General features: G+C 67.1%; 11 protein-coding genes and 2 pseudogenes. 3 read left to right on the forward strand and 10 right to left on the reverse strand.

The genetic code is table 11. The annotated features are described in order from the left end of the window. Nucleotides 1–187: 187 nt before the first annotated feature. Nucleotides 188–1,105: a metallophosphoesterase gene (locus IPG50_29435; GenBank protein MBK6696286.1), complete on the forward strand. Its 918-nt coding sequence runs from the start codon at nucleotides 188–190 to the stop codon at nucleotides 1,103–1,105. Between the two features lie 102 nt (nucleotides 1,106–1,207). Here IPG50_29435 and IPG50_29440 read toward each other — a convergent pair whose 3' ends face one another. The 9 genes and pseudogenes from IPG50_29440 to IPG50_29480 form a co-directional block, all read right to left on the reverse strand. Further along, nucleotides 1,208–1,444, reverse strand: coding sequence for a cold-shock protein (locus IPG50_29440; protein MBK6696287.1), 237 nt, complete (start codon nucleotides 1,442–1,444; stop codon nucleotides 1,208–1,210). 247 nt (nucleotides 1,445–1,691) lie between these two features. Beyond that, a complete protein-coding gene (locus tag IPG50_29445) occupies nucleotides 1,692–2,957 on the reverse strand; it encodes a tetratricopeptide repeat protein (GenBank protein ID MBK6696288.1) in 1,266 nt (421 codons plus the stop codon). Continuing rightward, on the reverse strand, nucleotides 2,957–3,403 hold the full coding sequence (locus IPG50_29450; protein MBK6696289.1) for a hypothetical protein: 447 nt from the start codon (nucleotides 3,401–3,403) through the stop codon (nucleotides 2,957–2,959). Before IPG50_29450 ends, IPG50_29445 begins: the two co-directional genes overlap by 1 nt. Nucleotide 3,404: 1 nt before the next feature. After that, nucleotides 3,405–4,968 (reverse strand): annotated as a pseudogene (locus IPG50_29455) (SpoVR family protein). 73 nt (nucleotides 4,969–5,041) lie between these two features. Beyond that, nucleotides 5,042–6,156 (reverse strand): annotated as a pseudogene (locus IPG50_29460) (DUF444 family protein). A 171-nt stretch (nucleotides 6,157–6,327) separates the two neighbouring features. Beyond that, nucleotides 6,328–8,070 carry a peptidase S8 gene (locus tag IPG50_29465; GenBank protein ID MBK6696290.1) on the reverse strand — a complete coding sequence of 581 codons (1,743 nt, stop codon included), beginning with the start codon at nucleotides 8,068–8,070 and terminating at the stop codon, nucleotides 6,328–6,330. Nucleotides 8,071–8,208: 138 nt separating this feature from the next. Further along, on the reverse strand, nucleotides 8,209–8,370 hold the full coding sequence (locus tag IPG50_29470; protein MBK6696291.1) for a hypothetical protein: 162 nt from the start codon (nucleotides 8,368–8,370) through the stop codon (nucleotides 8,209–8,211). Nucleotides 8,371–8,510: 140 nt separating this feature from the next. Next, entirely contained in the window at nucleotides 8,511–9,545 is a 1,035-nt protein-coding gene (gene mtnA / locus IPG50_29475) for an S-methyl-5-thioribose-1-phosphate isomerase (protein MBK6696292.1), read from the reverse strand. A 152-nt stretch (nucleotides 9,546–9,697) separates the two neighbouring features. Continuing rightward, nucleotides 9,698–9,943 carry a hypothetical protein gene (locus tag IPG50_29480; GenBank protein ID MBK6696293.1) on the reverse strand — a complete coding sequence of 82 codons (246 nt, stop codon included), beginning with the start codon at nucleotides 9,941–9,943 and terminating at the stop codon, nucleotides 9,698–9,700. A gap of 89 nt (nucleotides 9,944–10,032) precedes the next feature. On the opposite strand from IPG50_29480, the gene IPG50_29485 reads away from it, so the two are divergent. After that, nucleotides 10,033–11,973 (forward strand): PAS domain S-box protein, encoded by a 1,941-nt coding sequence (locus tag IPG50_29485; protein MBK6696294.1) that lies wholly within the window; start codon nucleotides 10,033–10,035, stop codon nucleotides 11,971–11,973. Between the two features lie 52 nt (nucleotides 11,974–12,025). Here IPG50_29485 and IPG50_29490 read toward each other — a convergent pair whose 3' ends face one another. Further along, complete coding sequence (locus IPG50_29490) at nucleotides 12,026–12,844, reverse strand: tetratricopeptide repeat protein (GenBank protein ID MBK6696295.1); 819 nt, start codon at nucleotides 12,842–12,844, stop codon at nucleotides 12,026–12,028. Nucleotides 12,845–12,957: 113 nt separating this feature from the next. Here IPG50_29490 and IPG50_29495 point away from each other — a divergent pair, with 113 nt between their 5' ends. Then, on the forward strand, nucleotides 12,958–13,848 hold the full coding sequence (locus tag IPG50_29495) for a 3-hydroxybutyryl-CoA dehydrogenase (GenBank protein MBK6696296.1): 891 nt from the start codon (nucleotides 12,958–12,960) through the stop codon (nucleotides 13,846–13,848). Nucleotides 13,849–13,879 lie beyond the last annotated feature (31 nt).

Consider the following 13,879-nt stretch of genomic DNA (forward strand, 5'->3'; position numbering starts at 1 on the left):
GGCCGTGTGGCCGGGCTCTCGCTAGAGGGCTAGCCGCCGCCGGCGTCCCGCGGCTTGGTGGAGCCCGTGCAAACGCCACCACCGCAGAGCGCAGACCGTCCGTTTGGGTCGAAGCGCTTCGACCCCGATTGCGTTGACAGGCAGCGCCCATGCCACAGCTCAGTCGGAAACCACGTAAGCTGCCGCCGTGCGCCTTGCTCACTTTTCGGACCTCCACATTCTCTCGCTCGTTGGCGTCGGGCCTCGGCGCTTCTTGAACAAGCGCCTCTCGGGCTACCTCAACCTGCGTCTCAAGCGAAAGCACGTGCACCACCCGTCGTACGTCGCAGCCATCGCGCGCGAGGTGAAGCGCGTCGCGGTCGACCACGTCGCCATCACCGGCGATCTGACGAACCTGGCCCTCGAAGCCGAATTTCAGGCCGTTCGCGAGCTCCTCGAGCGAGAGCTCGGCCTCGCCCCCTCCGACGTCAGCGTCGTCCCCGGCAATCACGACCTCTACACGCGCGGCTCCTTGCGGGGGCGTCGCTTCGTCGAATACCTCGCGCCTTACGTCGAGAGCGACTTGCCGATGGCGTCGCCTTTGGGCCTCGGCGTCTTCCCGTTCGTCCGCTTGCGCGGGCCTCTCGCGATCATCGGCCTCTCGAGCGCCGTGCCTCGCCTCCCCTTCGTGGCCGCGGGCAAGCTCGGCGCGTCGCAGCTCGGCGCGCTGTCGCGCATCTTGGCGCATGAGGACGTCTCGAAGCGAACGCCAGTCATCTTGCTTCACCACCCGGTGCACCTGCCGCGCTCACCGCTCAAGGCCATGCTCGAAGGCCTTCACGACGCTCGCGACCTTGCCGAGAGGCTCGCCGGCGTCGAACACGGGCTGGTGCTGCACGGTCACCTTCACCGTCGCCTTCGGCAAGAGCTCGCGACGACGCGCGGCGCCATGCACGCGGTGGGCGCCACGAGCGCATCGCTCCACCATCACGACGGGTCGAAGATGGCCGGCTTCAACGTCTACGACTTCGACGACGCGGGGCGGCTTCGCGGGACGGAAGCTCACGTCTTGGACGATGCCGGAGCCTTCCACGTCGAGAAGGTCCCGCTAGGCGAGTGGCTCTAGACAGTCGAGCGCGCTGGAGGATGACGTAGCGACGGCTACCGCCAAATAGCGTGAAGCCCGACTGCGTCTCCGCGGCCGGGCTTCAAGACTCAATCGTTCGCGTCAGGACGGCTGCTGCTGTTGCTGCTGCTGGTCCTGCTGCATGCGGATCACGTTGACGGCCTGGAGGCCTTTCGGTCCCTCCTTCACGTCATACTGAACGAGCTCGTCTTCAAAGAGGCGGCGGCGGCCCTCGCCAGCAATCTGCGAGTAATGCACGAAGACGTCCACGCCGTCTTCCTGCTTGATGAACCCCCACCCCTTCTCATCGTTGAACCACTTCACCCTGCCGACAGCCATTTGATTCCTCCACTTCGCGATACGTACTGCAACTACGGAACAACACTTCGCGAGCCCCCCCAAAAACCACATGGCACCGATTGGCGCGGACAGTTTCGCAAGGACTCGTTCCTCATGAAGCGCGCCAGGCGCACGTGGTTCATGAAGTCGGAGGGCAAGTTACGCGCTCCGTGACGCGAGGGTCAAGCGGCCCGTGCGACGCACGTGACCAACGCGAGCACGCGCACTCCCATGTGCGTGATCACGTTTACTTTACGCCGCGCTCGAGGTCCGAAAGTTCCTTCAAGTTCGCGATGACGCGTGGGTCCGTCGGGTCAATGGCGCGGGCTCGCTCGAGCGCCCCCCGCGCTTCGGCGCGCGTTTGCGGCTCTTGCGCGAGCGCCGTCGCGAGGTTGATCCAAGCGCTCGCGAGCTTTGGATCAAGCTTGATGGCTTCGCGGTATCGAACGATGGCGTCAGCCCGTTTGCCCATCGATTGAAGGGCGTAGCCGAGGTTCGACCGAAAGGTCGCCCGCGATGGGTCGAGGACGACGGCGCGCTCAAGCTCTCGGGCAGCCCTCTCCGCCTGGTTGTCGGCGAGCAGCGCCGTGCCGAGGTCGGAGTGGGCACGGGCGTCGGTGTCCGCGAGGCGCGCCGCCAGCTCGTATTCGGAGATGGCCTCCTTGACCTCGCCGCGCAAGAGCAGCGCCGTGCCGAGGTGTCCGTGACGCACGCCGCTGCCGACGTCGAGGTTCTTCGCGAGGCGGAATCGGGGAAGCGCTTCGTCGACGTGGCCCGTCGCCAAAAGCGCGATGGCGAGCGACGACTGAACCTCCGGCACCTTCGGCAATAGCTCAGCGGCGCGTTTGAGGGCCTGAGCGGCTTTCGCTGCGTCGCCCTCCAGCAGGAGCGCCCGGCCAAGCTCCGCGTGCGCGGGCCCCGACTCGGGCTCCGCGAGCACCAGCTTGGCGAGCTCGCGCGCCGCCGCGAGCACAGCCGGTACGTTCTTCCCGGCGCCGTAGTCGAAGGGCACCTTGGTCGCCGCGATCTTCACCCGAAGGATGCCGACCTTCGCGGCGACGCCCTTCGGCGCCAAGCCGCGCGCGTCTTCGTAGGCGCGCGTCGCGCCCTTGAGGTCGTCCTTCTCGAAGGCCGCGTCCCCGCGTCGCAGCGCGTCGGCGAGGTCTCCCGTCTCGCCTTCGGCCGCGAGGGGAATCGTGACGGGCAATGGCGCGACGCGCGGCAGCGGCGGAGGAGCGGCGGCCGCGCTAGCAGTCGGCGCGGCGGTTCGACGTGCGCCCGCGTCGCCCATCGGTGGCGCCAACGGGGAACGTTCGTCAGGGTCGAGGACGCCGACGACGTCACGGCGCGCCGACGGCACGGCGGCGCGGCGGCAATCGAGCGCACCGGCGTCGGCGCCGGCCGCGCAGGGCGCCGATTCGCGCTCAGCGGCGGCCTTGGGCGGCTCCGTAAGGGACGGCCCGCAGGCGAAGACGCCGGCGAGCAGCGCGAAGGCGGAGGCAGAGGTGCGCATCAGGAAGGCTCCGCTTTGGGGAGTGGCTCGTTCTTGCGGATCACCGCGTACGCGTGAGCCACGACGTCGCGCGCGGCCTCGAGGACGCGCTCGTCGCCCTTGGGGCTCCGCAGCGTCAGGAGCGTTGGCCCCGGCGGCTGCGTCTCCAAGAGAACGCGGCACGCGTCTTTCACCGCCTCCGGCGCGTCTACGTCGGTGCGCAGCGAGACCAGGTGGTCGACGAAGCTCCGTCCCCACTCTTTCGGCACGAGAATGAGCGCTCCGTTCAGGGCCATCCCCGCTGCACGCCTCGCGCTCGCGAGGCCGCCCTTTGCGTTTCGCTCCTGGTAGAGCGCCTCGGCGCGCGCCATCTCCGACAGGGCGGCCCTGAGCCACTCGTCGGGAGAGAGCTTGTAGAGCCAGTGCGCCGGATCGCGCTCGAAGGGCTTCACCGGCGGGGTGTTCACGTCAGTCCTTCTTGAGGGGCTTCTGCGTGTGTTCCTTGCCGTCGTAGCGAAGCATGACCTGCTTCGACTCGAGGATGGTGAGGACGTTCACCGGTCGCTTCCAGACGCGCACGATGCTGCGCAAGACCTCCTTGGCCCAGTCGGGCCTGAGATCCATGCCTTGGTGATCGTGCCGGAGGAGGAGCTCGCCACGGTTCTCGAAATTGGCGTCTTCGACGTAGATGAACGGGTTGCCGGCGTTCGTGAGCTGAAACAGCAGCTTCTCTTTGATCTGCTTGAACTCCCGCGACTCGATCTCGAAGCGCTCGTTGCGGCTCGAATACGAGATGCTGAAGAGCTTGTGCTCGCGGCAGAAGTCCGGCGTGAGAAACTCGTCAATGAACGTCACATCGTTGTAGAGCGAGCGCACCTCGAAGAGCTTCTTCTTGCCGAGCCCGAGCCGCAGGTTCCAGTGGCGCTTGGCGTCGAGGTCGTCGCAGTCTTCCCACTCCTTGCCGAACTGACCCTTGTCCCACCGCTCCTCGACGTTGCGGTAAAGCTCGACGCCCAACTTGTACGGGTTGAGCTGGCCCTTGCTCGTGGCCAAGACGCCTGACGCGCGGTCGGCGTAGTCGATGATCTCGGAGGCATCGAGGACCTTCTCGGTCATGAGCTTAAAATGCCAATAGATGGCCCACCCTTCGTTCATGATCTTCGTCTGCATCTGCGGGACGAAGTAGTAGGCCTCCTCACGAATGATCTCGAGGACGTCGTGCTCCCAGCGCTCGAGAGGCGCGTTCTCCAAGAGGAAGCTCAAGACGTCGCGCTCGGAGCGCTCGGGGAACTTCTTGGACTTCTCCTTGCTCCGCCGCGATCTTCTGGCGTTGTTCTTCGAGGTACTCCTCGGGGTTGATGAACTTCTCCATGTAGTCCTTCGCGCGGAGGCGCGGGACTTCGGTCGCCTTCTCGTCTTCGTCGGGATCCCTCACCTTGCGCTTGCCGGTGAAGGGCGCGTGCGGATCGATGAGGTTCTCGAGCGAGAGGCAGTGGTCGATGAACTCCTCGACCTTGTTGATGCCGAGACGCGCCACGTGTCGACGCACGCGCGTCCCGTGGTTCGCCATCTTGTCGATCCAGCGGCGGTTGGGGTTGTAGTCAACAGCGCGCCGCACCGGCTCGGTGGTCTGCGCTCCCGCGTCGAGGTCTGTGGCGCGAAAGGCGAAGTTGTTCTTGAAGAAGTCGACGTGCGCCGAGACGTGCGCCATGACGAGCTTCTGATCGACGAGCGAGTTTCCCTCGAGGAGGTACGCGTAGCTCGGGTTGTTGTTGATAACCATCTCGTAGATCTTCGAGAGGCCGTACTCGTAGCTCTTCGAGAGCTGCTCGTACTCCATGCCGTAGCGCCAGTGCGGATAGCGGTTCGGGAAGCCCCCGTAGGCCGCGATCTCGTTCATCTGGTCGTAGCTGAGGATCTCGTAGACGACGGGAAAGAAGTCGAGCCCCGCTTCGCGGGCGAACTTCTCGATGCGCTCTTGTTCGGCGCGGAGGTACGGCGGCAAAGCGGTCTTGAGCGCGAACTCACTCATCGAATTTCCTTCCGATCATCGGCAACGGAATCGGCAGAGGGCTGAGGCTGAGGATGTCATCGGACGCAGGTCCTCAGGCACCCTTCCCGAGAAAGTCTTTGATGCTCCCCACGATGGCGTCCTTGTCGCGAATCTCCGACAAGACGACGCGATCGTCGCGGTTGAAGTGGTCGCGCAGATCCTTGATGAACTGCCCTGAGCCGTAGGGGCTCTCGACCTGGCCGTAGGCGAACATGTTCACCCGCGGGAGGATCTGACCGTTTGAGGATCTCGACACACTGCGAGCGTGTCGTCCATCGACCAGTTGTCCCCGTCGGAGAAGTGGAACGGGTAGATGTTCCACTCTTCGGGCGGGTAGTGGTCTTCGATGAGCTGCGCGCAGAGCTTGTAGGCACTCGAGATCATGGTGCCGCCGCTCTCCCGCGTGTGAAAGAACGTGTCTCGGTCGACCTCGCGGGCCACGGCATCGTGGATGATGTAGCGGCTCTCGAGGCCCTTGTATTGCTTCTGCAGCCACGCATCGATCCAGAAGCTCTCGATGCGCACGATCTCCTTCTGCTCGTCACCCATGGAGCCGGAGACGTCCATCATGTAGATGATGACGGCGTTGGCGACGGGCTCCGATTGCGTCTTCCACGCGCGGTAGCGCTTGTCGTCGGGAATGGGAACGACGAGGGGATTCTCGGGCTTGTAGATGCCCATCGAGATCTGACGCTTGAGGGCCTCGCGGTACGTGCGACGGAAGTGCCGCAGCGACTCGGGACCGACGCGGCGAATCCCCGTGTAGCGATCCTTCTCGTTGACGATCTTCGACTTTCCCTTGTCCATGATGTCGGGGAGCTCGAGCTCTTCGCCGAGGATCTCGGCGAGCTCGTCGAGCGTCACGTCGACTTCGAGGACGTGTTCGCCGGCGCCCTTGCCGGCCTGCTTGCCGTCGCCCGGCTCGTCGCCTTGCTCGCCGCTCACGGGATCGCCGACGTCGCCGTCACCCTGCCCGGCCCCGCCCGATTGCTTGTCGCCGAAGCGGAAGCGCGGAATGTCGATCTGCGGGATCGGGATGGAGACGACGTCTTTCCCCTTCCGCCCGATGAGCTCGCCTTGCGAGATGTACTTCCGGAGGTTCTGGCGGATGCGACCGCGGACGATGTTGCGGAACCGAGAGTGGTCCTGGTCGATCTTCAGGGACATCGCCCCGAAGAGTATCCGGGTTTTCGCGCTTGGGTAGCCGCTCTTGCAGTCCCGCAATCGTGAACGTGCCCGTGAACGTGCACGATTTCACCGTCCCCTTGCTCTCCCCTGTCGCCATGGCCCGGGCACGTCCACGGGCACGGGCACGTTCACGGGTGGCGAGAGCAGCCCCTACGTCGGCTTCCGGTCGAGCCCCAGCCGCGCCAGCCAAAGGAGGACGGCGATGTTCGCGACGGCAAACACCCGCAGCAAGAACGTGCCCATCGGGAACGCTACGTCGGCCATGAGCGCGGTCTGCGCCAGGAGCGCCGCGGCCCCGACGGCAAACCCGCCGAGGACAGGCCGGAGCGACCGAACGCCAAAGAAGACCGCGTAGCCCAAGAGCGCCGGCCCGGCGCTGGCCAGGAGCAACCAGCGATGCAAGCTGTGCCCGACGAAGAGGTCCCATTCGCCGAAGGGCCGCATGAGGAGCTCCGCAAGAGGCCGTGCTTCGCCGAGCGTCGGGAGGACGCCCAAAAGCGGCAAGAAGGGCAAGAGCCCGACGCCAGCAACGAGTGAGGCCACGACGGCGCCAGGCGTCAGGAACAACCAACCGCGCTTCCGCACGCGCATCGCCACGAGGGCAAAGAAGGCCACGATGGCGAGCGCCCGCTCGAGGGCCCGCGCCCAGTGCGTGCGGAGGACGGCGTTGCCGGCGTCGAGGAGGCCCGCGCCGTAGAGCTTGGCGTCGTCCTTTGCGGCGGCCGTGCCCGTGAGGGCGGAGCGAAGCGCGTCGGGTGAGCTAACGCCGAGCCCCGCCACGAGCGCTGCGGCGCCGGCCACGTGGGGCGACGCCATGCTCGTGCCGTTGAAGGTGCCGAAGAGCTCACACTTGTTCTTCCCGCCGTCGCAGATGGTCTGCTGCGTCACCGACACGCCCGGCGCGGCGATGCCGACTTGCGGGCCTCGCGACGAGAACCACGCGATGCGGTCGCCGCTGTCGGTGGCGCTGACGGCGAGGACGCCCGGGTACGCGGCCGGGTACCCGACAGAGCGACCGCTGTTGCCGGCCGCCGCGACGATAAGGACGCCCTTTCGTTCCGCGTAGCGGACGGCCTTCTCAAGGACCGACGCGGGCCTTGGCCCGCCGAGCGACAGGTTGATGATCTGCGCGCCGTGATCGGCCGCGTAGCGAATCCCCTCCGCGACGTCGGCCAGCGTGCCCCAACCGTTCTTGTTGAGCACTTTGACAGGCATCAGGTTCGCGCAGTGCGCGAGACCTGCGACGCCGCGCTCGTTGTTCGTCGTTTGCGCGATGGTGCCCGCGACGTGCGTGCCGTGGCCTTGGTCGTCGTAGGCCTCGTCGACGTCGTGCACGAAGTTGTAGCCGCCCTTGCAACGCGTCCCTTGAAGGTCCGTGCCGCGCGTGAACGGTCCCTTGTCGAAACACGCGACGCCGGTGTCGATGACGGCCACCGTCACGCCATGGCCGCAGCCGTAATCCCACGCGCGCTCGGCCCCGACGCGGGCCAAGTGCCACTGCTTCTCCTTGTAGAGCGGATCGTTGGGGACGAACGATGCGCGGAAGACAAGGCTCTCTTCGAGGGCCTCGACGTGCGCGTCTCCGCGGAGGCGCTCGATGGCGCGGGCCAAGACCGAACGGTCCTCCGTGCCGCGCAAGAGCGCCAGGTGATCGCCCTCCGGCGACGACGTGCTGTTCCAATCGAGCGTCGCGCCGAGATCGCGGACCTTGGCGCGAAGCCCCTCGAGCGCCGCCCCGTCCACGTCGTCTTTGAGGTCGACCACGTATTCCGACGGAACGGCCTCCGTCTCTTCCGAGAGGTCCTCTGCGCCCTGTGCGGAGGCAAGTGGGCTCATCGTCGACGCGGCGACGAAGGCGGAGAGGAGCAGCGCGATGCGGGGCAAGCTTGGCATAGGTCCTCGCGACGAAACGCGTGAAGAACCCGAATCATGCCCCACGACTGCACGAACCGGTAGCGGGGCATGGGCAGACCCCGCACAAGGCCGTGAACAGCGCGCGTTGGGGCTCGAAATGATGTGACTATTCGAGGGTCAGCGGGGCCGCCGCGCCGGCCCCGCGATCCCGATGCGGGTCTCGGAGGTCGGAAACGTCGACCAATCGGGGGCCTCGGTGCGCTCGGTCAGCGGCGCTTCCTCGTCGTCGACCAAGGTGTCGAAGGGCAGTCGACGCTCTGGGATCGTAAACGGGGTCATATCCGGAGGTGGATGCACCCCACGTGCCCCTCCGCCCTTCCAGTGAAATCAACGAGTCGCACAGTGTAGGGGTGCGATACCGAGGCCGCACTGGATCGCGGGCGACGCGGCGGGATTTTGCGCGCCCGAGGGCATGGTCACTAGCCGAGGCGAGCGAGCCGCGCCAGGGACTCCTCATCGAGCGGCGAGGCGACCCCGCGCTCGGTCACGAGCGCACGCACGAGACGCGCCGGCGTGACATCGAAGGCTGGATTCATCGCGACGGCACCGTCGGGTGCAATCTGCACCGCGTCGTTGCCGACCCGCATCGTCGTCACCTCGTCGCCGCCACGATTCTCGATGGGGATGTCAGCGCCGGTGGCCGTGGCCAGGTCGACGGTGCTAAAGGGCGCCGCGACGATGAGCGGGATGTCGTGCATCTTCGCGAGGCACGCGAGCGAGTAGGTTCCGACCTTGTTGGCGACGTCGCCGTTTCTCGCGACGCGGTCGGCGCCGACGATGACGGCCGTGATGTCACCTCGTTGCATCAACACGGCGGCCATCGAATCGGTGAGGACCGTGACAGGCACCGCGTCGCGCATCAGCTCCCACGCCGTGATGCGCGAGCCCTGGAGGACAGGCCTCGTCTCGGCCACGAAGACGCGCGTTAGCTTGTGCGCGGCGCGAGCGGAGCGAACGATGCCCAGCGCCGAGCCATAACCGCCGGTGGCCAACGCTCCGGCGTTGCAGTGAACGAGGACCGCCCCCGCAGGCACGTGACCCATCCCCAGCTCGCCGATGGTGCGGCACGCAGCCACGTCTTCACGGTGAATCGCACGAGCCTCGCGGGCCAAGGCATCGTGGCGCTCGGGCCCCGGCGCCGGCGCCACCGACTCGGCGCGCGTCATCATGCGACCGACGGCCCAGGCGAGGTTCACCGCCGTGGGGCGCGTTCGCCGCAGCCGCTCGGCGGCGAGGGACATCTGCTCCATGAACGCGGCGGCGGGTGCGTCTGCTGCGGCGTGCGCCGCGAGCACCAGGCCGTAAGCGGCGGCAATGCCGATGGCCGGCGCCCCGCGCACGGCGAGAGACCGAATGGCCCCCTCGACCTGGTCGCACTGGCTGAGCAACTCGTAGTGCTCCTCGCGAGGGAGGCCTCGCTGATCGAGCATGCAGACCACGCGATCGCCCGGCATCAGCTCAACGGCAGAGTACTTTCCGCCTGAGATCGGCTCCGGGTGTGGCAACGCGAGGCCCGTGCGCAGCGTCGGCAGGTTCAACTCAGCATCCTTCTTTCTCGCTCTCGCTTCTTCTTCTGGCGGTCGTTGGTCGAGTCTTGATTCGGATACTAGGAAACGGGACCGCGGTGCGCCATGCGGGCGGCCACCTCTTCGCCGAAGTGGGTGAAGTCTTCGGCGGCGCGCGCCTTGTCGCCGTGAAGGTAGGCGCGCAGGCCGTCGGCGGCGAGCATGGCCAGGCTTACGTTGACGCCGCTCTCGGCGAGCGTAGCCCCGACGTCAGGGTTCTTGAGGAGGCGCTCCAGGTCAGAGAAGACCTCACCGACTTCGCCAAGCGCACGTGAGCCGTCCATCATCGCGCCAGCGTACACGCTCGCGCGCCCGGTTCGCACCTCGCGACACGCACCTCGCGACAGGGCCCGCGCACCGTGTAGCATCCCGAGCGATGCCCAAGCACGAGCAGGCCCTCGGCGCCGAAGCTTACCGGGCACTCTTCGAGCAGACCCCGCTCGCGGTCATTGTCTGGAACCAGGCCGGCGAGGTCGTCGCGTGGAACGCGGCGGCGACGCACATCTTCGGCCACGAGGCCGGGTCAGTGCTCGGCTCGAAGGCGCTGGCGCTCATCGTCCCAGAGCCGGTGCGGACCTTCGTGGAAGAGACCTGGGCCAAGCTCGCAGGAGCAGGCGCACAACGCGTGACGCACGCAAACCAAACCCGCGACGGGCGAACCATCCTCTGCGAGTGGCACCTCACTCCCCTTGTAAGCGACGCTGGTGAGCCTGCCGGCGTCCTCACCATCGCCACCGACGTGACCCAGCGCGTCCTGGAGAACGACGCGCTCAAGCGCTCGGAGGGGCGCTTTCGTACGCTCATCGAAGTGACGCCCGACGCGGTTTGCGTGACGCGCAACGAGCGCTTCGTCTACGTCAACCCGGCCTTCGTTCGGTACCTCGGCTACGGCTCCGCCGAGGAGGTGCTTCAGCTCGGGGCCGACGCGGTCCTCGCGGCCGGCGAGGCCGACAAGGCGCGCGCGCGTGGCGTCGAACTGCGCAAGAAGCGCGTGGTGCCACCGATGGCATACACCCTTCGGCGCAAGGGCGGCGAACCCGCCCAATGCGAGATCATCAGCATGCTCGTCGATTTCGAGGGCGAGACCTGCACGCTCTCGACGATCCGCGACCTCACGGAGCGACGGCAAATGCAGGCGCGACTCCTGCAATCCGACCGCATGGCGTCGGTGGGCACGCTGGCCGCCGGCGTGGCCCATGAGATCAACAACCCGATCGCCTACATGAAGACCAACCTCGACGTGCTCATCGGACGATCGTTGCCAGAGCTGACGCGCCAGTTGGCGCTCCTCTCCGATGAGACCGGCGCGGCGACCGGACACCTCGCCGACCGCCTTCGAGACATCACGAGCATGGTCTCCATCGTGCACGAAGGCACCGAGCGCGTGCGCGGCATCGTGCGCGACCTCAAGACCTTCTCGCGCGCCGACACCAACGTCGCGCCCGTCGACGTCGTTCGGGTCCTCGACGCGAGCATCAACTTGGCGTGGAACGAGATCCGGCACCGCGCCACGCTCATCCGCGAATACGGCGACGTCCCCCCCGTCGAGGCCAACGAGTCGCGCTTGGGGCAGGTCTTTTTGAACCTCCTCCTGAACGCGGCCCAAGCGATCCCCGTCGGCGACGTCTCGACGCACGAGATTCGCGTCGTGAGTCGAACCACGGAGGCGGGCAAGGTCGCGGTCACCGTCAGCGACACGGGCATCGGCATCGCCACGGAAGCGCGCGCCCGCATCTTCGATCCCTTCTTCACCACGAAGCCGGAAGGCGTCGGTACGGGCCTGGGCCTGTGGGTTAGCCAGGGGATCGTCAACGCCCTCCACGGCTCGATCGAAATCACGAGCGAAGAGGGGCGAGGGACCTCGGTGACGGTCACGCTGCCGAGTCGCTTCCCCACCTTCGGCGGCCCCGAAGTGCCGCATCGCCGCGGCCGCATCCTCGTCGTCGATGAGGAGCCTTCCCTTGGGAGCGCGCTCTCCATCGCCCTCTACGCCGAGCACGACGTCGTCGCGGCGACGTCAGGAAAAGACGCCGTGTCGCTCTTGCGACGGCTCGGAATGTTCGACGTGATCTTCTGCGAGGCTGAGCTGCTCGACCAGACGGGCCTGGAGGTCTACCTCGAAGCCACCCGCGAGAACCCGGCGCTCGCGCCACGGTTCGTCTTCGCCCTCGGTCATTCGGCGAGCCCCGAGACGCGGGAGGCGCTCGCCGCGCTACCGAACGCGTTGGTCCAGAAGCCCTTCGGCGTCTCGCGCCTCATCGACGTGGTGCGAACGCAAATCGAACGGACGCGGCCGTCGTTGGCTCCGCCGCGGTAGATGCGCTACATCGCCGCGCGCTCACGACAAGGAGCGGCCGCGGTAGTGGCAGCTAGGGCGCGCCGAGCAACTCGCGCAGCTTGCTGACGTTGCGTGGCGGCCCGCCCAGCGACTCGGCGCGGTCGATGGCGTCTTTCGCTTCGAGCTTCCGGCTGAGTCGTAGGAGCGCGTAGGCGCGCCCAAGCTCGGCGGCGGCGAGCCACGGACGCTTCGCGCGAACCGCGTCGTAGGCGGCGAGCGCCGCGCCGAAGTCCTCGCGCACGAGCGCGACGCTGGCGAGGCCGATGAGGCTGTCGACGGCGTTCGCATCGGCGCGCAGGGCGGAGCGATAGGCCACCTCGGCACCGGCGAGGTCTCTCGAGTGGAGCCGCACCAATCCGAGCGCGTGAAACGTCTCGGCGTCGGTGGCGCCGCGGCGTACGGCTTCCGCGAGGCGCTCCTCGGCGACCGCGCTCTCGCCCCAGCGTGCCGCGCGGAGCCCCGCGGTGCGGGGGCCCAAAGGAGAGGATGGCGCAGCGCGCGCCGCGTCGTCGTAGGCCTCGAGCGCCTCATCGAAGCGATGGGCGAGCTCGAGCGCGTGGCCGAGCTCGAGAAACGGCGTTGGATCGTCCGGCGGTAAACGCTTCCGCAGCTCCTCCACGTTGACGCGAGCCTCTTTGAGATCGCCGGTGATGGCCAAGACGCGCACGAAGAGCCGTCGCGCCGCAACGTCGTCGGGCTCTTTGCCGAGGTGGGCCGCCAGCACCACGAGCGCCTGGTCCTCCTTGCCCGTCCGCGCGAGGGCCATGGCACGATCGACGACGGGCGCCTTCGCGCAGCCCGTGGCGGCGCCGAGGGCGAGCGCAACGAAGAGGGCGAGGTGGGCCGCCATGGGAAGAGATTAGCCGCGATCCGCGCTCCGCGATGAGACTCGGATGGCGCCTGCCGGTCGCCGACCGCCGGCGACCGTAGCCGACGCCGCAGGTCTCCAGCTATAAGGGCGCGATGTCGAGCATCAAGACCATCGGAGTGTTGGGCGCAGGGCAAATGGGCGGCGGGATCGCGCAGGTCGCGGCGGGGGCCGGGTACGACGTGCTCTTGGCGGACCAGAGCGTTGAGCACGCAAAGAAGGCCATCGGCCGCATCGACGCGATCCTCGGCAAGCAGGTCGAGAAGGGCAAGATGACCGGTGAGGCGAAGGCCGCCCTCCTGGGTCATCTCAAGCCGGTCAACGCGATCGCCGACTTCAGCGCCTGCGATCTGGTCATCGAGGCCGCAACGGAGAACGTCGAACTCAAGCTCAAGCTCTTCAAGGAGTGTGACGCGGCCCTCGGGGCCGGAAAGATTCTCGCGAGCAACACGTCGAGCATCTCCGTCACCAAGCTCGCCGGCGTCACGAGCCGACCAGACCGGGTCATTGGGATGCACTTCATGAACCCCGTGCCGCTCATGAAGCTCGTGGAGATCGTGCGCGCCGTGCAGACGTCGCGCGAGACCGAGAGCGAGATCACCGCGCTCGCCCAAGCCATGGGCAAGACCATCGTCGTCAGCAAAGACGCGCCCGGCTTCCTCGTGAACCGCATGCTCATCCCGATGCTCGTGGAGGCTTGTTTCGTCCTCCAAGAGAGCCTCGGCACCCCCAACGACATCGACACGGGCGCCAAGCTCGGGCTAAACCACCCCATGGGGCCGCTGGAGCTGTCCGATCTCATCGGCCTCGACACCGTGCTCTTCATCGCCGACGTGCTCCACCGCGATCTTGGCGACAGCAAGTACCGCGCGCCGACGCTGCTCCGAAACCTCGTCGCCGCCGGGTGGCTAGGCAAGAAGTCCGGTCGCGGCTTCTACGCGTACGACGACAAGGGTCAGAAGACCGGCCCCGCCTTCTCGTCCTAGGCACGCCCTATCGCGAGGCGCCCTACCGACG

It is taken from the genome of Myxococcales bacterium (genome assembly GCA_016703425.1).
Classification (GTDB): domain Bacteria; phylum Myxococcota_A; class Polyangia; order Polyangiales; family Polyangiaceae; genus JADJCA01.

What these genes read in the sequence shown, in the direction of transcription:
- IPG50_29440 (MBK6696287.1), bottom strand. Translation starts at nt 1,444, where the DNA reads ATGGCTGTCGGCAGGGTGAAGTGGTTCAACGATGAGAAGGGGTGGGGG.
- mtnA (MBK6696292.1), bottom strand. Translation starts at nt 9,545, where the DNA reads ATGCCGGGCGATCGCGTGGTCTGCATGCTCGATCAGCGAGGCCTCCCT.
- IPG50_29490 (MBK6696295.1), bottom strand. Translation starts at nt 12,844, where the DNA reads ATGGCGGCCCACCTCGCCCTCTTCGTTGCGCTCGCCCTCGGCGCCGCC.
- IPG50_29445 (MBK6696288.1), bottom strand. Translation starts at nt 2,957, where the DNA reads ATGCGCACCTCTGCCTCCGCCTTCGCGCTGCTCGCCGGCGTCTTCGCC.
- IPG50_29465 (MBK6696290.1), bottom strand. Translation starts at nt 8,070, where the DNA reads ATGCCAAGCTTGCCCCGCATCGCGCTGCTCCTCTCCGCCTTCGTCGCC.
- IPG50_29480 (MBK6696293.1), bottom strand. Translation starts at nt 9,943, where the DNA reads ATGATGGACGGCTCACGTGCGCTTGGCGAAGTCGGTGAGGTCTTCTCT.
- IPG50_29495 (MBK6696296.1), top strand. Translation starts at nt 12,958, where the DNA reads ATGTCGAGCATCAAGACCATCGGAGTGTTGGGCGCAGGGCAAATGGGC.
- IPG50_29485 (MBK6696294.1), top strand. Translation starts at nt 10,033, where the DNA reads ATGCCCAAGCACGAGCAGGCCCTCGGCGCCGAAGCTTACCGGGCACTC.
- IPG50_29470 (MBK6696291.1), bottom strand. Translation starts at nt 8,370, where the DNA reads ATGACCCCGTTTACGATCCCAGAGCGTCGACTGCCCTTCGACACCTTG.